Origin of the sequence: Streptantibioticus parmotrematis (assembly GCF_019890615.1) — a bacterium.
GTDB lineage: Bacteria > Actinomycetota > Actinomycetes > Streptomycetales > Streptomycetaceae > Streptantibioticus_D > Streptantibioticus_D parmotrematis.
Window position 1 is genome coordinate 171,700 of the sequence record NZ_JAINVZ010000014.1, and the last position, 20,885, is coordinate 192,584.

At 72.1% G+C, this 20,885-nt stretch carries 12 protein-coding genes and 1 tRNA gene; 2 read left to right on the forward strand and 11 right to left on the reverse strand.

From position 1 onward, the window contains the following. Window positions 1–71: 71 nt before the first annotated feature. On the forward strand, window positions 72–875 hold the full coding sequence (locus tag K7472_RS20485) for an Fpg/Nei family DNA glycosylase (RefSeq protein WP_222979954.1): 804 nt from the start codon (window positions 72–74) through the stop codon (window positions 873–875). Between the two features lie 554 nt (window positions 876–1,429). On the opposite strand, the gene K7472_RS20490 is transcribed toward K7472_RS20485, so the two are convergent. The 9 genes from K7472_RS20490 to K7472_RS20530 all read right to left on the reverse strand — a co-directional run bounded on the left by K7472_RS20490 (window position 1,430) and on the right by K7472_RS20530 (window position 16,384). Beyond that, window positions 1,430–1,906: a Dps family protein gene (locus K7472_RS20490; RefSeq protein WP_222979955.1), complete on the reverse strand. Its 477-nt coding sequence runs from the start codon at window positions 1,904–1,906 to the stop codon at window positions 1,430–1,432. Between the two features lie 208 nt (window positions 1,907–2,114). After that, window positions 2,115–2,483, reverse strand: a complete 369-nt coding sequence (locus K7472_RS20495; RefSeq protein ID WP_222979956.1) for a helix-turn-helix domain-containing protein — start codon at window positions 2,481–2,483, stop codon at window positions 2,115–2,117. A 109-nt stretch (window positions 2,484–2,592) separates the two neighbouring features. Then, window positions 2,593–3,168: a CinA family protein gene (locus K7472_RS20500; RefSeq protein ID WP_222979976.1), complete on the reverse strand. Its 576-nt coding sequence runs from the start codon at window positions 3,166–3,168 to the stop codon at window positions 2,593–2,595. Window positions 3,169–3,293: 125 nt separating this feature from the next. Continuing rightward, on the reverse strand, window positions 3,294–3,998 hold the full coding sequence (gene pgsA / locus K7472_RS20505; RefSeq protein ID WP_222979957.1) for a CDP-diacylglycerol--glycerol-3-phosphate 3-phosphatidyltransferase: 705 nt from the start codon (window positions 3,996–3,998) through the stop codon (window positions 3,294–3,296). Next, the gene (rimO, locus tag K7472_RS20510) at window positions 3,995–5,530 is read right to left on the reverse strand and encodes a 30S ribosomal protein S12 methylthiotransferase RimO (protein ID WP_222979958.1); all 1,536 of its coding nucleotides are present in this window, start codon (window positions 5,528–5,530) and stop codon (window positions 3,995–3,997) included. The genes pgsA and rimO overlap by 4 nt, the downstream gene beginning before the upstream one ends. An 89-nt stretch (window positions 5,531–5,619) precedes the next feature. Continuing rightward, window positions 5,620–6,453, reverse strand: coding sequence for a helix-turn-helix domain-containing protein (locus K7472_RS20515; protein ID WP_222979959.1), 834 nt, complete (start codon window positions 6,451–6,453; stop codon window positions 5,620–5,622). A 341-nt stretch (window positions 6,454–6,794) separates the two neighbouring features. Then, window positions 6,795–9,614: a DNA translocase FtsK gene (locus K7472_RS20520; protein ID WP_222979960.1), complete on the reverse strand. Its 2,820-nt coding sequence runs from the start codon at window positions 9,612–9,614 to the stop codon at window positions 6,795–6,797. Window positions 9,615–9,846: 232 nt separating this feature from the next. Further along, on the reverse strand, window positions 9,847–10,533 hold the full coding sequence (locus tag K7472_RS20525) for a response regulator (RefSeq protein WP_222979961.1): 687 nt from the start codon (window positions 10,531–10,533) through the stop codon (window positions 9,847–9,849). 418 nt (window positions 10,534–10,951) lie between these two features. Then, the gene (locus tag K7472_RS20530) at window positions 10,952–16,384 is read right to left on the reverse strand and encodes a HAMP domain-containing protein (RefSeq protein WP_222979962.1); all 5,433 of its coding nucleotides are present in this window, start codon (window positions 16,382–16,384) and stop codon (window positions 10,952–10,954) included. A gap of 537 nt (window positions 16,385–16,921) precedes the next feature. Here K7472_RS20530 and K7472_RS20535 point away from each other — a divergent pair. Beyond that, a complete protein-coding gene (locus tag K7472_RS20535; protein WP_222979977.1) occupies window positions 16,922–19,537 on the forward strand; it encodes a SpoIIE family protein phosphatase in 2,616 nt (871 codons plus the stop codon). A gap of 118 nt (window positions 19,538–19,655) precedes the next feature. Here the strand turns inward: K7472_RS20535 and K7472_RS20540 are convergent. Together K7472_RS20540 and K7472_RS20545 are read right to left on the reverse strand one after the other, a co-directional pair. After that, window positions 19,656–19,731 (reverse strand) — tRNA-Thr (locus tag K7472_RS20540). 107 nt (window positions 19,732–19,838) lie between these two features. After that, on the reverse strand, window positions 19,839–20,792 hold the full coding sequence (locus K7472_RS20545; protein WP_222979963.1) for a DegT/DnrJ/EryC1/StrS family aminotransferase: 954 nt from the start codon (window positions 20,790–20,792) through the stop codon (window positions 19,839–19,841). Window positions 20,793–20,885 lie beyond the last annotated feature (93 nt).

Sequence of the window (20,885 nt, forward strand, 5' to 3'; positions counted from 1 at the left end):
TGTCCATGGCGGGCCGTCGCGGGACGGAAGCTCGCCTTTGCAGAGCGCAAAAGTGGCGGGAGAATGGAGACATGCCCGAAGGCGACACCGTATGGCTGACCGCCCGCCGGTTGCGGCAGGCACTCGCCGGGCGGGAGCTGACACGCACCGATCTGCGGGTGCCGCGGCTCGCGACGACCGACCTGACCGGATGCCGGGTCGAGGATGTCGTACCCCGCGGCAAGCACCTGCTGATGCGGGTCGAGGGCGGCTGGACGCTCCACTCCCACCTGCGCATGGACGGCCAGTGGCGGGTCTACCCGGCCGGTGAGCGCTGGCACGGCAGCCCCCAGCACCAGATCCGGGCGATCCTGGCCAACGCCGACTCGGTGGCGGTGGGCTACCGGCTGCCGGTGCTGGAGCTGGTCAAGACCGCGCAGGAGGACACAGCGGTCGGGCACCTCGGACCGGATCTGCTCGGGCCCGACTGGGATCCGGCGGAGGCTGTGCGCCGCCTGCTGGAGGATCCGGGGCGGACCGTGGGCGAGGCGTTGCTCGACCAGCGGAACCTCGCCGGGATCGGCAACGTGTACAAGTCGGAGCTGTGCTTCCTGCGCGGTGTGACCCCGTGGACGCCGATGAGCGAGGTGGGCGATCCCGGCCGGATGGTGGTGCTGGCGCAGGAGTTGCTGGAGGCCAACAAGGCCCGGCACGGGCATGTCACCACCGGTGATCTCAGGCGCGGCCGCACCCACTGGGTCTACAACCGCGCCCACCGGCCCTGCCTGCGGTGCGGTGCGCTGGTGCGCACCGCACCGCAGGGGCCGGTGGGCGAGCAGCGGGTCACCTACTGGTGTCCCTCCTGCCAGAACGGGCCGCCCCCGCCGGGCAGTTGACGACCGGACGGGGTCGTGGCCGAACCGCCGGGGCCAGCGGGCCACGCGGCGTGGGCAGGCGCCGTACGCGTGCGGCGTGACCACGGTGGTCGGTGGAGCGGCGCGGGCGGGGCGCCGCGTGCACCGGGAGGACGCTCAGCGTCCAGCCGCCGACGGCCAGGCCCTGTTCGACCGGACCCGCGTGCGAGGGCTGAGCGGCCACCTTCAGCACGGAGCAGACCCAGGCCAGCCCCAGCAGCGCCGCGAACGTAAGACGGAGCGAACGACGAGCATTCATGACCGCCTCCCACATCCCCGAGGGTGTGGTGGAGACCCATGGAGGGTTTCCGTAAGACGATGGATTCCCCGTACGAGTGATCGACACTCCCTTTGGCCCGCGGCCATCAAGGGTTTCACCCGATAGGAGCAACCCACCGACGCGCGCGGCGCCGGTGGGTCGCAGAATGCCGTCCGTCAGGCCTCACGGCCGGTGCGGGCCAGCCGATTCAGGTCCTGGCCCGATCGAGCCAGGGCCCGGACTCGATTCCAGGTCCGAGTGGCTCAAGGTCCAGGTCTCAGACCGTCGAGTTCTCCGCCTGGAACATCCAGTGGTGCTTCTCCAGGTCCGCGGTGAGGCCGATCAGGATGTCCTGGCTCACCAGGTCGGGGCCGTCGGTGGCCTGGATGCGGTCGCGCATCTTGGCGATCACGGCCGACAGAACCTTGATCATGTAGTCGACGACGTCCTTGTCGTTGATCCAGCCGTCCCGCACGGTCTCCAGCGCACTGGACTTCGCCACGGTCTCCGCCCGGCCGTCCGGCGACACGCCGATCGCGGAAGCCCGCTCGGCCACGGTGTCCGCGTAGGTCCTGGCCGTGGTGACGACCTCGTCCAGCTGGAGGTGCACGGAGCGGAAGCGCGGACCGACGATGTTCCAGTGCACCTGCTTGGCGACGAGGGACAGGTCCACCAGATCGACCAGCGCACCCTGGAGAGCGTCACCCGTGATCTTCCGGGCCTCGTCGGAGAGCGTGCTCGTCACGACAGTCATACCCCAACCTCCTGAGCGTGAAGTCCCCTTTGTCCACCGTACGTCTTCCCGCTCACGGCCGTTGAAACATCATCCGCGGGGCTCGTGACGCGGTCGGGAGACACGGAAGCCGGGGCGCGACCGGACGGGTTCCGTCCGGTCGCGCCCCGGCTTTCCGAAACGTTGCGAGCCGTCGGCGCGTACGCGCCGGGGATGGCGGAGGCGGCGGTCAGGCCGCGACCACGTCCACGGCCTTCGCCTGTGGCGCCTTGATCGTCACACGCTTGCCGGGTACCGGCACGTGCTTGATCGTTTCCAGCCGCACTGGCGCGGGAACCGACTCCGAGGCCGCCGACTGCGCCAGCTCGGCGAGCGACAGTTCGTCGCTGACCTCGCGCATGACCTCGGACATCCGCACGTCCAGGGCGTCGCAGATCGCGGAGAGCAGTTCGGAGGAGGCTTCCTTCTGGCCGCGCTCCACCTCTGAGAGGTAGCCGAGCGAGACCCGGGCGGATGCCGAGACCTCGCGCAGAGTGCGGCCCTGACGTTGGCGCTGCCGACGTAGTACGTCACCCAGCAGGCGACGGAGCAGAATCATCGGTGCCTCCCTCCTCGGACCGCGGAACCAAGAGCTTCTCGCCCCACCGTACCGCCTCGGGCATCGGCCGTGCGGGGAGCGATGACGTGTTCACTAAGGGCTGCAAACATCACAACCGCCCGTGCTGTTCCGTATCCTGCCCCGCGATGTTCGCCGTGATGTCGCCCGACGGTGCTTCCTCGGCCTCCGTCAGCGCGACGACCAGCATCTCCAGCACCGCCGAGACGGTCTCCGCGCGGATGGCGGCGCGATCGCCCTCCAGGTTCAGCGCGGCGGCCGACGCGCCGTGCGGCCCGGCGACGGCCACGTAGACCGTGCCGACCGGCCTGCCGTCCTGCGGATCGGGACCGGCGACCCCGGTCGTGGCCAGGCCCCAGCGGGCACCCAGCAGGTCCCGCACACCCTGCGCCATCTCGCGCGCCACCGCCGGGTCGACCGCCCCGCGGACCGCCAGGAGTCCGCCGCCGACGCCGAGGACGTCACGTTTGACGTCGGTCGCGTACGCGGTCACCGAGCCGAGGAAGGTACGGGACGCGCCGGGGACCCCGGTGAGCACGGCGGCGACCAGGCCACCGGTGAGCGATTCGGCCACGGCCAGCGTCGCGCCCTGCCGCTCCAGCAGCGCCAGTGCCTCGGCCGCGACGGACGGCGGCGCGACAGCGGCCAGGGAGGCGCCGTTCTCCACGGCGTCCGCCGCCGCGGTCGTCGGGCCCGCGTCCCGCGTGCCGGCCGGACCCGCGCCCCCCGGACCGCCCGGACCGCCGCCGCCCGGTGTCGTGTCCCGCTGCGCGTGGTCCCCGCGTTCCTCGTTCACGACCCGTCGCCCTCTTCCTCCGCCTTCGCGGCCGCGCGGCTCGCCGCCTGCCGGGCCAGACCCGCGCGGCGCAGGACGATCGCCTGCCGTACGTAGTCAAGCCCGGTCAGCACGGTGAGCGCCACCGCGGCCGCCATCAGCCAGGCGCGCAGCGAGGCCAGCGGTCCGGTGAGCACGAGGACGTACATGCCCACGGCGACGCCCTGCGTCAGGGTCTTGAGCTTGCCGCCCCGGCTGGCCGGAATCACTCCGTGGCGGATCACCCAGAAGCGCATCAGGGTGATGCCGATCTCGCGGAAGAGGATGACCGCGGTGACCGCCCAGGGCAGGTCGCCCAGCGCGGACAGGCCGATGAGCGCGGCGCCCATGATGGCCTTGTCGGCGATCGGGTCGGCGATCTTGCCGAAGTCGGTGACCAGGTCGTAGCGCCGGGCGAGCTCGCCGTCGAACAGGTCGGTGATCATCGCGACGGCGAAGGCCGCCCAGGCGAAGGAGCGCCAGGCCGGGTCGCGCCCGTCGTCGTGGATCAGCAGCAGCACGAAGCCGGGGACGAGCAGCAGCCGGACCATGGTCAGGACGTTCGCCACGTTCCACAGTCGCACCGGCCGGGTCACCCGGTCGCCCAGGTGGTCGGGGGCCGGGGCGGGGGTGGAGGCGGACGGCCGGTGACCGCCCGCCGCCGACGCGGGGACACCGGTCATCCGCGCACCGCCTCCGTACAGCCGCCCAGCGGTTCGGCGACGAGGTCCACCCCGTCGGTGTCCACCACCTTGGCGGCCACGACCATGCCGGGCCGCAGCCCTTCGCCCGAGGTCAGCACGGTCTGGCCGTCGGTCTCCGGGGCCTGGTGGGCGGCCCGGCCCACGGCCTCGCCGTCCTCCCCGTCGACCGTCTCGACCAGGACGTCCACGGTCTCCCCGAGGCGTTCCTCGGCGCGCTGCGCGGTCAGCTCCTCGGCCAGCCGGGAGACCCGGGCGAGCCGGGCGGCCACCTCGTCCTCGTCCAGCTTGCCGTCGTAGCCGGCGGCCTCGGTGCCCTCCTCGTCGGAGTAGCCGAAGACGCCGATGGCGTCGAGGCGGGCGGCGCCGAGGAAGCGTTCCAGCTCGGCCACGTCGTCCTCGGTCTCGCCGGGGAAGCCGACGATGAAGTTGGACCGCACGCCCGCCTGCGGGGCCTTGCCGCGGATCGTCTCCAGCAGCTCCAGGAAGCGTTCGGTGTCGCCGAAGCGGCGCATCGCCCGCAGCACGCCGGGCGCGGAGTGCTGGAAGGACAGGTCGAAGTACGGGGCCACCTTGGGGGTCGAGGTCAGCACGTCGATCAGCCCGGGCCGCATCTCGGCGGGCTGGAGGTAGCTGACCCGGATGCGCTCGATGCCGTCGACCGCGGCCAGCTCCGGCAGCAGCGTCTCCAGCAGGCGGATGTCCCCGAGGTCCTTGCCGTACGAGGTGTTGTTCTCGCTGACGAGCATGACCTCGGTGACGCCCTGCCCGGCCAGCCAGCGGGTCTCGCCCAGCACGTCGGACGGCCGGCGGGAGATGAACGAGCCGCGGAACGAGGGGATCGCGCAGAACGCGCACCGCCGGTCGCAGCCGGAGGCGAGCTTCACCGAGGCGACCGGACCGCCCCCGAGCCTGCGCCGCAGCGGCGCGCGGGGGCCCGAGGCGGGCGCGACACCCTCGGGCAGATCGGGCACGCTCACCGGAGCCTCGGCCTCCGCCCCGGTCACGGAAGCGGTGCCTGTCACGGAAGCGGCGCCGTCCTGCGCGTGCCCCGGGAGCGCCACCGCGCCGCCCTGGCCCTGCCGCTCCGCCGGGCTGATCGGCAGCAGCTTGCGGCGGTCGCGCGGGGTGTGGGAGGCGTGGACGCCGCCGGACAGGATGGTGCGCAGGCGGTCGGAGATGTCCGCGTAGTCGTCGAAGCCCAGCACGCCGTCCGCCTCGGGCAGCTCCTGGGCCAGCTCCTTGCCGTACCGCTCGGCCATGCAGCCGACGGCGACGACCGCCTGGGTGCGGGCCTGGCCCTTGAGGTCGTTGGCCTCCAGCAGGGCGTCGACGGAGTCCTTCTTGGCGGCGTCCACGAAGCCGCAGGTGTTGACGACGGCGACGTCGGCGTCCGCGGCGTCCTCGACGAGCTGCCAGCCGTCCGCCGCCAGACGACCGGCAAGCTCCTCCGAGTCCACCTCATTGCGCGCGCAGCCGAGTGTGACCAGAGCGACGGTACGGGGTTCGGGCATGGGCTCAGCCTACTTTGTCCGCGCCCGCGCGTTTCCCGCCAGGGCCCGTCGCGCCGTGCGCCTCGGGCTCGCGCCCGGCTCCCCGGCCGTCAGCCCGCCTGCGGGTTGCCGGGCGTGAAGTCGGTGCGCACCAGCTGGCCGTCGGAGCCGGCCGGGCCCAGGTCCTTGCCGTTGACGAACATGTCGACCGCGCCCGCGTTGCCGATCACCAGGTAGACGCGCTTGTCGTCGGTGAACGTCTTGGACTGCCCGGAGCCGAGCATGCCCTCGAACAGCGACTTGCCGTCGTCGTTGGTGGCCGCCACCCAGCTCTTGCCCTTGTCGGCGGTGAGCTTGACGACGACCTTGTTGCCGGGCGCCGCCGCGATCGGGCTGTTGCTGGAGGCGGTGCTGGGCGGGGTGGACGGCTTGGCCGGGTGCGAGGCGGCCGGGGTCGGGGCGGTGCTCTGCGAGGCCTGCGCGCCGATCGTCTGACCGCCTCCGCCGCGTGCGCCGTCGAACATCGTGAAGCCGACGAAACCGACCACCACGACGATCGCCGCGACCATGGCGGCGGTCCAGTTGGGGCGGCGCGGCTCGGCGCTGATCTTGCGCTTGTCGTAGACCGGGGCGACCGGCGTCGGCGCGGGGCGCCCGCCGTGCTCGGCGTCGTACTGCTCGATCAGCGGCGCCGGGTCGAGCCCGACGGCCTTGGCCAGCGAGCGGATGTGGCCGCGGGCGTAGACGTCGCCGCCGCAGCGCGAGAAGTCGTCGCTCTCGATCGCGTGCACGATGGGCGCCCGCACCCGGGTGGCCGCGCTGATCTCCTCGACGGTCAGACCGGCGTCCAGTCTGCCCTGGGCCAGCGCGCGGCCCACGGACGGTACGGAGGGGGGCGCGTCGGAGGTCGAAGGTGCGTCGGGCGGTGAGTTGCCGATGGACACGGGGACGCCTTTCAAACGTGTAGCCACCTGCTGGAAATTCAGTCTAGGGGCGGTCGGCGAAAGCGGGGCAAGCGGGCAGTGGAGGTTTGTCCGCCATCAGGGGCCGCCTCCTCGGTGCGACGTCGGGGCCGTCCGTTGCGGACCGCGCGCCGGGCCGAACGGCGGTCCTCCATGGGCCTTCCCCGCCCCGTCGGCGTCTATGGCTCCATAGGGGGTCCATATGCGGTTTCCCTGTCTCCATTTGACGCGCCGCCAGCGGAAAGGGTTGCCCCGCTCTCCGTACCCCCGCACTACGGATGAGCATCGGGCCGGACACGAACGGGCTACGGCGAGCCGCCCGGCTAGCCCTGGACGTCGCCCCGGATGACCGCCAGCACGCCGTCCAGCTCGTCGGGCTTGACCAGGACGTCCCGGGCCTTGGACCCCTCACTCGGTCCCACGATGTCGCGTGACTCCATCAGGTCCATGAGCCTGCCCGCCTTGGCGAATCCCACGCGCAGTTTGCGCTGGAGCATCGAGGTCGAGCCGAACTGCGTGGAGACGACCAGCTCCGCCGCCTGCAACAACAGGTCGAGGTCGTCGCCGATCTCCTCGTCGATCTCCTTCTTGGGGCCGCCGCCCACGGTCACGTCGTCCCGGTACGAGGGCGTGAGCTGCGCCTTGCAGTGCTCGACGACAGAGGCGACCTCGTCCTCGGTGACGAACGCGCCCTGGAGCCGGACCGGCTTGTTCGCGCCCATCGGCAGGAACAGCCCGTCACCCTTGCCGATGAGCTTCTCGGCGCCGGGCTGGTCCAGGATGACCCGGCTGTCGGCGAGCGAGGAGGTGGCGAACGCCAGCCGGGACGGCACGTTGGCCTTGATCAGGCCGGTGACCACGTCGACGCTGGGCCGCTGGGTGGCGAGCACCAGGTGGATGCCGGCCGCCCGCGCGAGCTGCGTGATGCGCACGATGGCGTCCTCGACGTCGCGCGGCGCGACCATCATCAGGTCGGCCAGCTCGTCCACGATCACCAGCAGGTACGGGTACGGGGCCAGTTCGCGTTCGCTGCCGGCGGGCGGCTTGGCCTTGCCGGAACGCACCGCCGCGTTGAAGTCGTCGATGTGCCGGTAGCCGTAGGCGGCCAGGTCGTCGTAGCGCAGGTCCATCTCGCGCACGACCCACTGCAACGCCTCGGCGGCCTTCTTGGGGTTGGTGATGATCGGCGTGATCAGGTGCGGGATGCCCTCGTACGCGGTCAGTTCGACGCGCTTGGGGTCGACCAGCACCATGCGCACCTCGTCCGGCGTGGCCCGCGCCATGATCGAGGTGATCAGGCAGTTGATGCAGGACGACTTGCCGGAGCCGGTGGCACCGGCGACGAGCACGTGCGGCATCTTGGCGAGGTTGGCCATCACGTAGCCGCCCTCGACGTCCTTGCCGAGGCCGACCGTCATCGGGTGGTCCTCGCCCGCCGCGTCCGCCGAGCGCAGCACGTCGCCGAGCTTGACCATCTCCCGGTCGGAGTTGGGGATCTCGATGCCCACGGCCGACTTGCCCGGAATCGGGCTTATGATCCGCACGTCCGGACTGGCGACGGAGTACGCGATGTTCTTGGCCAGCGCGGTGATCCGCTCGACCTTGACCGCGGGGCCGAGCTCCACCTCGTAGCGGGTGACGGTGGGGCCGCGGCTGAAGCCGGTGACGGAGGCGTCCACCTTGAACTCGGTGAAGACGGTGCTGAGCGCCGCGACCACGGCGTCGTTGGCGGCGCTGCGGGTGCGCCCGGGGCCGCCGCGCTCCAGCAGGTCGAGCGAGGGCAGCGCGTAGGTGATGTCGCCGGACAGCTGGAGTTGTTCGGCGCGCGGCGGCAGCGCGTCGGCCGCGGGCGGCGAGGGCTGCTTGGTCAGGTCGGGTACGGTGCCGGGCCGCTCGTCGGGCGTGCCCGGTCGCTCGTCGCGGGCCGCGGGCACCGAGCCGGAGGCGGCGGCCCGCTCCTCGTCGGCGGCGGGCGACGCGGCGTCCTTGGTCCTGATGCGGCTGGTGAGGTCCGCGACGACCGGCGAGGGGTGGACGCCGTGCAGCACCGCGCCGTCCAGCGCGGCGGCCGCCGCCGCGGCCACGTCGACCGCGTCCGGGTCGCGCTTGGTGAAGTCCGGTACGACCGGGCCGCCTGCTGACGCGTCGGGGTCCTGGCCCTTGCGGCCCTTGCGGCGCTTGCCGAGTTCCGCGACCTCTATGGCCTCGGGGTCGTCGGCCGGGGGTGCGTTGCGGCGGCCCTTGCGGGCGGAGGCGGCGCGCGGCGCCACCGGCGCGTCCGCGTCCTGTTCCGCCTCGGCCTCCTCGTCGTCGTACGGGACCGGTCCGCCTGCGGACTCCTCGGCGAGCGGCGGCTCGTACAGCCCGAGCCGGGTGCCGGCCTCACGAAGCCTGCGCGGGATGGCGTTGACCGGCGTGGCGGTGACCACCAGCAGCCCGAAGACGGCGACCAGCACCAGCAGCGGCACCGCCAGCGCCGAACCCACGGTGAACAGCAGCGGTTTGGAGGCCGCCCAGCCGATCAGTCCGCCCGCCGCGCGCATCGCCTCCTCGCCCTGGCCCCGGCCGGGCGCTCCGCAGCCGATGTGGACCAGCCCGAGGACGCCGACGAGCAGCGCGGACAGGCCGATGACGACGCGGCCGTTGGCCTCCGGCTGCTCGGGGTGGCGCATCAGCCGGATCGCCACGACGACCAGCAGTATCGGCACCATCAGGTCGAGGCGGCCGAACGCGCCGGTCACGATCATCTGGACGAGGTCGCCGACCGGGCCGCTGAGGTTGGACCAGGTGCCGGCGGCGGTGACCAGCGCCAGGCCGAGCAGGAACAGCGCGAGGCCGTCCTTGCGGTGCGCCGGGTCCAGGCCGCGGGCGCCGCGCCCGACGCCGCGGAAGACCGCGCCGACGCTGTGCGCGAAGCCCAGCCAGACGGCGCGGGTCAGGCGGTAGACGCCGTTGGTCGGACTCGGCGCGGGCCTGGGCGCCACCTTGGGGGCGGCCCTCTTCGCGGGCGCCCTCCGCGCGGCGGGCGCCGCCTTCTTCGCCGGGCGGGCTGCCGCCTTCTTCGCGGTGCCGCTCGTGCGCCCGGCGCGCTTCACTGGCGCCGCAGCGCTGTTCGAGCCCTTGCCGGACGTACGTGAAGCCATGACGCCGAGGTTACCGCCGCTTGCCCGGGGCGGCCTACGAGGCGCACCCTTCGCCCGTTCGTGTCGCCTTGCGGGCGTGTCGAGGTGACACGCCGTCACCCGTGCGAGGACCGCGGTTACCCCACCCTTACGGAGTACACGCCCACCCCCGGGGAGCCGTCGGCCCGCCCGAACCTCCGTCGGCGCGGCGGCCGCCGGGAACCGGCTCGGGCTCAGCCCTGCGGCGGCACCGTCAGCCCTGCGGCGGCACCGTCGGGCCGCTTCCGCCACCGCCCGTGCCCGGCTCCAGCGCGTCCAGCGCCCGCCGCAACCCGGTCAGCTTGCGCTCCAGGTGCGCCGCGGTCGCCACCGCCGCGGCGTCGGCGGAGTCGTCGAGCTGCTTGGTGAGCGCCTCCGCCTGCTCCTCCACCGCCGCCAGGCGCGCGGACAGCTCCGCGATCAGCCCGGCCGGTTCCTTGCCGTTCGACGCCCCGGACTGGCCGCCCTGTTCCAGCTGGAGCCGCAGCAGCGCCGCCTGCTCCCGCAGTTGGCAGTTCTTCATGTACAGCTCGACGAAGACCGAGACCTTGGCGCGCAGCACCCACGGGTCGAACGGTTTGGAGATGTAGTCCACCGCGCCCGCCGCGTAGCCGCGGAAGGTGTGGTGCGGACCGTGGTTGATGGCGGTCAGGAAGATGATCGGGATGTCGCGGGTGCGTTCGCGGCGCTTGATGTGCGCGGCGGTCTCGAACCCGTCCATGCCGGGCATCTGCACGTCCAGAAGGATCACCGCGAAGTCATCGGTGAGCAGCGCCTTGAGCGCCTCCTCCCCGGACGATGCCCGCACCAGCGTCTGATCGAGCGCGGAGAGGATGGCCTCCAACGCCAGCAGATTCTCCGGCCGGTCATCGACCAGGAGGATCTTGGCCTTCTGCACCATGGCCCGCCCTCCTCGACCCGGCATCACGCCGGGCGCCGCCCCCAGGGACGACTCCTGAACGCCGCCCGTCCTTGTGCCGGTCATGGTAGCCGCACCCTGTCGTTCGCCACACCCTGTCACCGCCATGTCACTGTGCACGTAGCAAAAACGTAGCGGGAGACCAGAAGGTTCCCGGTATCACGCACTCTCACACCCTCGCGGGTACGCCGAGTGACGCGACGGCGCAATCTCACTCCGCTCTCATGCACTCGTCACCGGACCGTCATAGGCTCCACGATCCGTGCCCGGCACGTCACCGCGCCGCCACCCCGGAGCACCGCGCCGCCAGCGCGCGGCCTCGGGCCGCCATCTTGTGGCCTCGCGCCGCCATCCCGCGGCCTCGGGCCGCCTTCCCGCGTCACCGCGCCGCCGTCCCGCGTCACCGCGCCGCCATCCACTGTCGCATCACCGACAGCAGGTGGTCGGTGTCGACCGGCTTGGTCACGTAGTCGGACGCGCCCGCCTCGATGCTCTTCTCCCGGTCGCCCTTCATCGCCTTCGCGGTGAGCGCGATGATCGGCAGCCCGGCGAACTGCGGCATGCGGCGGATCGCGGTGGTGGTCGCGTAACCGTCCATCTCCGGCATCATGATGTCCATCAGCACGACCGCCACGTCGTCGTGCTGCTCCAGCACCTCGATGCCCTCGCGGCCGTTCTCCGCGTACAGCACGGTCAGGCCGTGCTGCTCCAGGACGCTGGTGAGCGCGAAGACGTTGCGGATGTCGTCGTCGACGATGAGCACCTTCTCACCGTTGAAGCCGCCCTGGCCGCCGGGGGCCGCCTGGGGCGCGCCGGGCTCCTGCTCGGCTCCCGTGCCCACCCAGGTCTCTTCCACCACCGCCTGGCGCTCGGGCTGTTCGGCCGGGGGCAGCGCCGCGCGCCGCCGCAGCCGCGACAGGCTGCCGCGCGGGCGGGCACCGTCGGCCGGGCCCTCCAGGGACGCGCGTTCCTCGCCCTCGGCGCCCTCCGCGTACGGGTCCTTCTGCGCGGACTCGCCGGTGTTGAGCGGCAGGTAGAGCGTGAAGGTGGAGCCGCGGCCCGGCTCGCTGTCGGCGTGGATCTCACCGCCCAGCAGCCGCGCGATCTCCCGGCTGATGGACAGGCCCAGGCCCGTGCCGCCGTACTTGCGGCTGGTGGTGCCGTCCGCCTGCTTGAACGCCTCGAAGATCACCCGCATCTTGCTGGCCGCGATCCCGATGCCGGTGTCGGTCACCGAGAACGCGATCATCTCCTGGTCGGGATCGCGCAACGAGCCGCTCTCCAGCATCTGTTCGCGGATCGCCACCGGGATGTCGGAGCCGGCCGGGCGGATGACGAGTTCGACCGCGCCGCTGTCGGTGAACTTCACCGCGTTCGACAGCAGGTTGCGCAGCACCTGCAACAGCCGCTGCTCGTCGGTGTGCAGGGTGACCGGCAGCTCCGGGGAGACGCGGACCGAGAAGTCCAGGCCCTTCTCCGCCGTCAGCGGCCGGAAGGTGGCCTCCACGTAGTCCACCAGCTGCACCAGCGCGATCCGGGTCGGGCTGACGTCCATCTTGCCCGCCTCGACCTTCGACAGGTCCAGGATGTCGTTGATCAGCTGGAGCAGGTCGGAACCGGCGCCGTGGATCGTCTCGGCGAACTCCACCTGCTTCGGCGAGAGGTTGCCGTCGGCGTTGTCGGCGAGCAGCTTGGCCAGGATCAGCAGCGAGTTGAGCGGCGTGCGCAGCTCGTGCGACATGTTGGCCAGGAACTCCGACTTGTAGCGCATCGAGACCGCCAGCTGCTCGGCGCGCTCCTCCAGGACCTGCCGGGCCTCCTCGATCTCGGTGTTCTTCACCTCGATGTCGCGGTTCTGACGGGCCAGCAGCTCGGCCTTGTCCTCCAGTTCGGCGTTGGACGCCTGCAGCGCCTTCTGCCGGTTCTCCAACTCGGCGGAACGTTCGCGCAGTTGGGCGGTGAGTTCCTGGGACTGCTTGAGCAGCCCCTCGGTCTTGGTGTTGACCGAGATGGTGTTGACGCTGGTGGCGATCATCTCGGCGATCTGGCTGAGGAAGTCCTTCTGGATCTGGGTGAGCGGCTGGAAGGAGGCCAGCTCGATCACGCCCAGGATGCGGTCCTCGAAGAGCACCGGCAGCACGATCACGTGCGCGGGCGGCGCCTCGCCGAGCCCGGAGGCGATCTTCAGGTAGCCGGGCGGCACGTTCTCCACCAGGATCGTGCGCTTCTCCACAGCGGCCTGCCCGATCAGCGACTCGCCGGGCAGGAACGAGGTCGGCATCGTGCGCCGCGAGTAGCCGTAGGAGCCGATCAGCCGCAGCTCGTACGACTCCCCGTCGGCGCCGCCGATCTCCCCGCGCTCACCGCCCTCGCCGATCTCCTGGGCCAGGAAGAACGCGCCGTGCTGCGCGGAGACCACCGGCGTCAGCTCGCTCATGATGAGCGCCGCGACGTCCACGAAGTCCCGGCGGCCCTGCATCAGGCCGGAGATGCGCGCCAGGTTGCCCTTGAGCCAGTCCTGTTCCTTGTTGGCGAGCGTGGTCTCGCGCAGTTTGACGATCATCGTGTTGATGTGGTCCTGGAGTTCCAGGATCTCCCCGGCCGCGTCCACGTCGATGCGCAGGTTGAGGTCGCCCCGGGTCACCGCGGTGGCGACCTGCGCGATCTGCCGCACCTGGCTGGTGAGGTTGTTGGCCATCAGGTTCACCGAGTCCGTCAGGTCCCGCCAGATGCCGGAGACCCCCGGCACCCGTGCCTGACCGCCGAGCCGTCCCTCGGTGCCCACCTCGCGCGCGACCCGCGTGACCTCGTCACCGAACGCGGACAGCTGGCCGACCATCGTGTTGATGGTCGTCTTCAGCTCCAGGATCTCGCCGCGCGCGTCCACGTCGATCTTCTTCGACATGTCGCCGCGCGCCACCGCCGTCGTCACCTGGGCGATGCTGCGGACCTGGTTGGTCAGGTTGGACGCCATGCCGTTGACGGACTCGGTGAGGTCCTTCCAGGTCCCGGAGACGCCCGGCACCCGCGCCTGGCCGCCCAACTCGCCCTCGGTGCCCACCTCGCGGGCCACCCGGGTCACCTCGTCACCGAACGCGGAGAGCGTGTCGACCATGGTGTTGATGGTGTCCGCGAGCTGCGCGACCTCGCCGCGCGCCTCGACCGTGATCTTCTTGGTCAGGTCACCGTTGGCCACCGCCGTGGCGACGTCCGCGATGCCGCGCACCTGGGACGTCAGGTTGTTGGCCATGATGTTGACGTTGTCGGTGAGGTCCTTCCAGATGCCGGAGACGTCCCGCACCCGGGCCTGGCCGCCGAGCCGCCCCTCGGTGCCCACCTCGCGGGCGACTCTCGTCACCTCGTCACCGAACGCCGACAGCTGGTCGACCATCGTGTTGACCGTCGTCACCAGGGCCAGGATCTCGCCCTTGGCGTCCACCGTGATCTTCTTCGACAGGTCGCCGTTGGCCACCGCCGTCGTCACCTCGGCGATGTTGCGGACCTGGCCGGTGAGGTTGGCCGCCATGCCGTTGACGGACTGCGTGAGGTCCTTCCACGTGCCGGAGACGCCCTTGACGTCCGCCTGGCCGCCGAGGATGCCCTCGGTGCCGACCTCGCGCGAGACCCGCGTCACCTGCTCGGCGAACGCGGACAGCTGGTCGACCATCGTGTTCAGGGTGTTCTTCAGCTCCAGGATCTCGCCCCGGGCGTCCACGTCGATCTTCTGCGACAGGTCGCCGCGCGCGACCGCCGTGGCGACCTGCGCGATGTTGCGCACCTGCGCGGTCAGGTTGCCGGCCATGCCGTTGACGGAGTCCGTCAGGTCGCGCCACACGCCCGCCACGCCCGGCACCTGCGCCTGGCCGCCGAGCCGCCCCTCGGTGCCCACGTCCCGGGCGACCCGGGTGACCTGGTCGGCGAAGGCGGACAGCTGGTCGACCATCGTGTTGATGGTGTTCTTCAGCTCCAGGATCTCACCGCGCGCGTCGACCTCGATCTTCTGTGACAGGTCACCTCGCGCGACCGCCGTGGTCACCTGCGCGATCTGCCGCACCTGCGAGGTGAGGTTGCCCGCCATGAAGTTGACGGAGTCCGTGAGGTCCTTCCAGGTGCCGGAGACGCCCTCCACCCTGGCCTGACCGCCGAGGCGGCCCTCGGTGCCCACGTCCCGCGCCATCCGCGTCACCTGCGCGGCGAACGACGAGAGCTGGTCGACCATGCGGTTGACCGTCTCCTTCAGCTGGAGCATCTCGCCGGAGACGTCCACCGTGACCTTCTGCGTCAGGTCGCCGTTGGCCACCGCCGTGGTCACCTGCGCGATGTTGCGCACCTGCGCGGTGAGGTTGCGGAACGCGGTGTTGACCGAGTCCGTCAGGTCCTTCCACGTACCTGCGGCGCCCGGCACCTGCGCCTGGCCGCCGAGTTCGCCTTCGAGGCCGATCTCCCGTGCCACGCGCGTGACTTCGGAGCCGAACGCGGAGAGCTGGTCGACCATCGTGTTGACGGTGTTCTTCAACTCCAGCATCTCGCCGGAGACTTCGACCGTCACCTTCTGCGACAGGTCGCCGTTGGCCACCGCCGTCGTCACCTGCGCGATGTCCCGCACCTGTCCGGTGAGGTTGCGGAACGCGGTGTTGACCGAGTCCGTCAGGTCCTTCCACGTACCCGCCGCGCCCGGCACCTGCGCCTGGCCGCCCAGCTGGCCCTTGGCCCCGACCTCCCCGGCGACCCGGGTCACCTCGCCCGCGAAGGTGCGCAGCGTCTCGGTCATCCCGTTGATGGTCTCGGCGAGCTGGGCCACCTCGCCGCGCGCCGCGATCGTGATCTTCTGCGACAGGTCGCCGTTGGCCACCGCCGTCGTCACCTGCGCGATGTCCCGCACCTGGGCCGTCAGGTTGCCGGCCATCAGGTTGACCGAGTCGGTGAGGTCCTTCCACACCCCGGCCACGCCCGGCACCTGCGCCTGGCCGCCGAGCTCGCCCTCGGTACCGACCTCCCGGGCCACCCGGGTCACCTCGGAGGCGAACGAGGACAGCTGGTCCACCATCGTGTTGACGGTGTTCTTCAGCTCCAGCATCTCGCCGTCCACATGGACGGTGACCTTCCGCGACAGGTCGCCCTTGGCCACCGCCGTGGTCACCAGCGCGATGTCGCGCACCTGGGCGGTGAGCCGCTGCGCCATGGTGTTGACGGAGTCGGTGAGGTCCTTCCACGAGCCGGACATCCCGCGCACCTTGGCCTGCCCGCCGAGCTTCCCCTCGGTGCCGACCTCGTTGGCCACCCGGGTCACCTCGTCGGTGAACGCCGACAGCTGGTCGACGAGCCCGTTGACCGTGCGCCCGACCTTGAGGAACTCACCGCGCAACGGGTGCGCCGAGCCGTCGGACCCTTGCGAGCGCAGGTCCATGCGCTGCTCCAGGTCGCCCTCCGCGACCGCCGACAGCACCCGGCCCACCTCGGACACCGGCCGCGCCAGGTCGTCGACGAGGGCGTTGGAGGCGTCGATGGCCGCCGCCCACGAGCCCTCGCACGGCCCGACCTCCAGGCGCTCGGTGAGCTTGCCCTCCCGGCCGACCACCCGGCGCACCCGCGCCAGCTCGCCCGTGAGGTGCTGGTTACGGTCGGCGACCTCGTTGAAGACGGCGGAGATCTCCGCCATCACCCCGTCACCGGAGACGGTCAGGCGCTTGCGGAAATTGCCGTCCCGCATGGAGACCAGCGCGCCCAGCATCCTGTGCAGAGCGGCAGCGTCGACCTCCACGGTCCCGTTCGCACGGGACCGCGCGCCCTTCGTACGCGCGGCCGTACCGCGCGACGATGCACCAGACTCCACCGTGTCCCTCCCGGAGGGTCGTACTCGTCGTGCCCTGGCTCTTGCCCCTGCCCAAGGCGCTCCCAGTGTTTCACCATGCACCTGTCCGGCCATAACGGTTCGAGCGCATCGGTCACCGAATCACGTACACGCGAGCACAACGATCCGACGGAAAACACCCGCAACCGGCGCACACGGCGCCTGGGTGGGTAAGTAACCTGGCATCCGGTTGCCCGCCGACGGCCGGGCGTACACCTGGCAGCGGAGGGGTGCCGCGAGATGCGCGAGCAGAGCGCCGGACGGGAACGTCTCCCGGCACCGGCCGGGACCGCCGACGACGGTCCCGAGGCGTCGCGGGCGCACGTCCGCCCACCACGCGCACCGGCGCCCGACGAGCGCGCGCGAACCGCCCCCGCGCCCCCCGACGCGGCCGACGCGCCCCCGTACGACGACGAAACGCACGGCGACGAGGCCGCCGCGCACAGCGACGACGACGCCGTCGACAGGACGCCCCCCGGCAACCGGCCGACGAGTGACCAGCGACACACGAGGAGCCAAGTGATCACCGCGCGGGCAGCCGCCACCTTCGAGCCCATCGGACGCTCGGTCGCCGCCGCCCGCGCCTTCGTCCGCGACACCCTCCAGGGCTGGGGCTTCGGTGACGTCGTCGATGACGCGGTGGTCCTGACCAGCGAACTCGTCACCAACGCCGTCGTGCACGCGGGCACCGCCGCCGACGTGCTGTGCCTGCGCCTGCCGACGGCCGTGCGCGTCGAGGTCGCCGACCGCTACCCCGAGCGCGAGGTGCCGCTGCACGAGTCCCCCGAGGCCGCCGCCTCCCCCGACCGCGAGGGCGGCCGCGGCCTGATCCTGTGCTCGGCGCTCGCCTCCCGCTGGGGCGTGGAGTACGCGGCCACCCACAAGCAGGTGTGGTTCCAGCTCGACCTGCCGCAGCGCCCGGCCGGCACCCGCGCCGCCGGTCCCGCGCTGCCCGCCGCCGCCCTGCCGCTCGCCGACAGCCAGGTCCGCGTCGCCGTCGTCCAGGTCGCCCACGACTCCACCGTCACCAGCTGGAACGACGACGCCGCGGCGCTGTTCGGGCACACCGCAGGCACGGTCGTCGGCAAGCCGTTCGGCGACCTGACCGCCTGGCCGCAGACCCCCGGCACCGGCTTCGGCCTCGCCGAGGCGCTGCGCCTGTCGCGCTGGGAGGGCTCGTACGGCGTCCGCGACGCCGACGGCAAGGTTCAGCCGGTCTACGGCTCCCACCTGCGGGTCCGCGACACCTACGGCGAGCCGTCCACCGTCTGCCTGCTGGTACGCGACCACGAGCGCGCGGTGCTGGCGAGCCCGGTCCGGCTGCCCGTGCAGGACGCGGTGCCCGCCGACCGCGGCAAGGCCGCCGACCCGTTCGAGGTCTTCATCGGCTCGCCCGCTCCCGACGACCTCGACGGCCTGCTCCAGCGCACCGTCGAGCGGGCCCGCGACATGCTCGACGGTGACTCCGCCTACCTGCTGCTCGCCACCGACGACGAGACGGAACTCGAGGTCCGCGCCTCCACCGGCCTGCCCTCCGCCCGCCAGCGCTTCGCCCGCGTCCCCGTCGAGGCCGGCACCGGCCGGTACGGCAGCGCCCGGATGCCCGCCGTCCACGAGGACCTCACCGCCGCCCCCGGCGCCGTGCCGCTGCTGGCCGGCACCGGGATGCGGTCGGTGGTCACCGTTCCGCTGAAGGTCGAGGGCCGCCTCACCGGCTCCCTGGGCGTGGCCGCCGAGACCCCGGGACGCTACGGCAACGAGGAGGCGCTGCGTCTCCAGTTCGCCGCCGACCGGATCGCGCTCGCCGTCGAGAGCGCCCGGCTGACGGAGCTGGAACGGCTGCGGCGCGGCTCGCTGTCCTTCCTCGTCGAGGCCTCCGACCTGCTGGCCGGAACGCTGGAGCGCGACCAGACGCTGGCGCTGATGGCCCAGATGACCGTGCCGACGCTGGCCAGCTGGTGCGCCGTCTACACCATCGCCGAGCAGTCGGAGCCCGAACTCGCCTTCGTCCTGCACGAGGACGAGGACCGCATCGACGGCCTCAAGGCCCTGCTCTCCCGCATCGACCCGCCCTCCCCCGACCCGACCCCGGGCGCCCGCACCTGGACCGCGCCCTCCCGGGCCGCCAACTCCACGGCGCTGCGCGCCTCCCTGCGCAGCCTGGGCCTGGCCGAGGCGGGCCGCCCGGCCACCGGCACCGGCGCCCACGCCACGGCGTCGGCCGTCGGAGGAGAAACGGTCGTCCTGCCGCTGGTCGCCCGCAACCGCGTCATCGGCATGCTCACCCTCGGCAAGCCCTCCGACGAGCGCTTCCGCCAGGAGATCCTGGAACTCGCCGAGGACCTCTCCCGCCGCGCCGCGCTCGCCCTGGACAACGCGCGCCTGTACTCCGAGCGCACCGCGATCAGCCAGTCCCTCCAACGCAGCCTGCTGCCCCCGGAGTTGCCCCAGATCCCCGGCGTCGAGGTCGAGGTCATCTACCAGGCGCAGGGCGAGGGCAACGAGGTCGGCGGCGACTTCTACGACCTCTTTCCGATCCGCGAGGGCTGCTGGGGCTTCGCCATCGGCGACGTGTGCGGCACAGGCCCTGAGGCCGCCGCCGTCACCGGCCTCGCCCGGCACGCGCTGCGCCTGCTCGCCCGCGAGGGCTTCAGCGGTCCCGCCGTCCTGGAGCGGCTCAACGCGGCCATCCTCGACGAGGGCGCCCGCAGCCGCTTCCTCACCCTGCTCTACGGCGAGCTGTGGCCGCAGCCGGACGGCAGCGCGGAACTGAAGGTGGTCTGCGCCGGCCACCCGCTGCCGCTGCGCCTGCGCCAGGACGGCACGGTGGACCCCGCCGCGGAACCGCAGCCGCTGCTGGGCGTGCTGGAGGACCTGGAGCTGTACGAGCAGACGGTGCGCCTCGATACCGGTGACGTGCTGCTGTGCGTCACGGACGGCGTGACCGAGCGCCGCGAGGGCTCCCGCATGCTCGGTGACGACGGCCTCGCGGACGTCCTCGCCCAGTGCACCGGCCTGACGGCGGGCGCCGTCGCGGCCCGCGTGCAGCGCGCCGTCGAACGCTTCGCGGCGGACGCGCCTTCGGACGACATGGCCATCCTGACGCTGCGCGTCTCGGGCCACGAAGGCGACTGACGAGAAGACGAGAGGGGGGCCTCAGGCCCCCCTTCCTCCCGACCTTCCGGCCTTGCCGAATTTCTTCCCAACATGCCGAAGGCCCCCACCGGTTGAACCGGTGGGGGCCTTCGTTCGCTGGAGCCCCAATACGGAATCGAACCGTAGACCTTCTCCTTACCATGGAGACGCTCTGCCGACTGAGCTATTGGGGCGCGCCGACGAACAGGATCGTAGCCCATTCCCCGGCCAAGTCGGAAATCCGTCCGGCGGGCTGGTGTACGAGCCCGCCGAGAGCCCGTCGAGACGGCATCCGCCCAGCTCAGCCCATCAGTCCGCCGAGCGCGTTGCAGGCCTGGACGACGCGCTCCACCTCGCGTTCGGTGAGCATCGGGTGCACCGGCAGCGAGAGGGTCTCGGCGGCCGCCCGCTCGGTGTGCGGCAGGTGCGCGCCGCTGCGGTACGCGGGCAGCCGGTGCACGGGGGTGGTCACCGGCACCGACGCGTCCACCCCGCGAGCGGCCAGCGCCTTGGCGAACGCGTCCCGGTCGGGCCGGCCGTTGCCCGGGACCCTGACCACGTAGCGCTGGTAGACGTGCCGCGTCCCCTCGGCGGCGTACGGCGGCAGCACACCGGTCAGTGCGGAGTCGAAGACCCTGGCGTTCGCGCGGCGCCGCGCGGTGAACCCGGCGACACGCTCCAACTCGCCCCGCGCCACGGCCGCGGACTCCTCCGCCGGCACGGCGTCCCCGGTGCGCAGACCGCGCAGCCTGCGGGCCAGCACGGCGTCCTGCGTGGCGACCCCGAAGCCGAAGACCGCCATCAGACCGAAGGTGCCGACGAGTCGACCGTCCAGCGCGGCACCGTAGGCCCGCGACGCGTACTCCAGCAACGCCACCCCGTGCCGCTCGGCCAGCGCCCCCAGCTCCCGCATGGCGGCGGGGTGCCCGAACTGGTGGGCCGCCACGATGGCGACGGTACGCGGCGACAGCACGACGGCCACGGCTTCCGGGTCCAGGCAGTACGACACGGGGTCGATGTCCGCGAAGACCGGGACCGCGCCGACCAGGCGTATCGCGTCCGCGGCGCCCACGGGGGCGTAGGAGGGGACGACGACCTCGTCACCGCGGGCCACGCCCAGGGCGGAGAGCGCGAGCGCCAGGGCGGACCGCCCCTCGTCCACCGCCACGCAGGTCCTGCCTCCCACCAGCTCCGCGACCTCGCGCTCGAACGCGGCCACCAACGATCCCTCGATCACGCTGCCGCTCGGCTTCACGCCCGCACCTCCAGTCGAGTTGGGACCGCCAGGTTGACGGCACTTGACGATCCGGGGAGAAGCAGCGGATGAACGACGGGTGATGAAAACGCG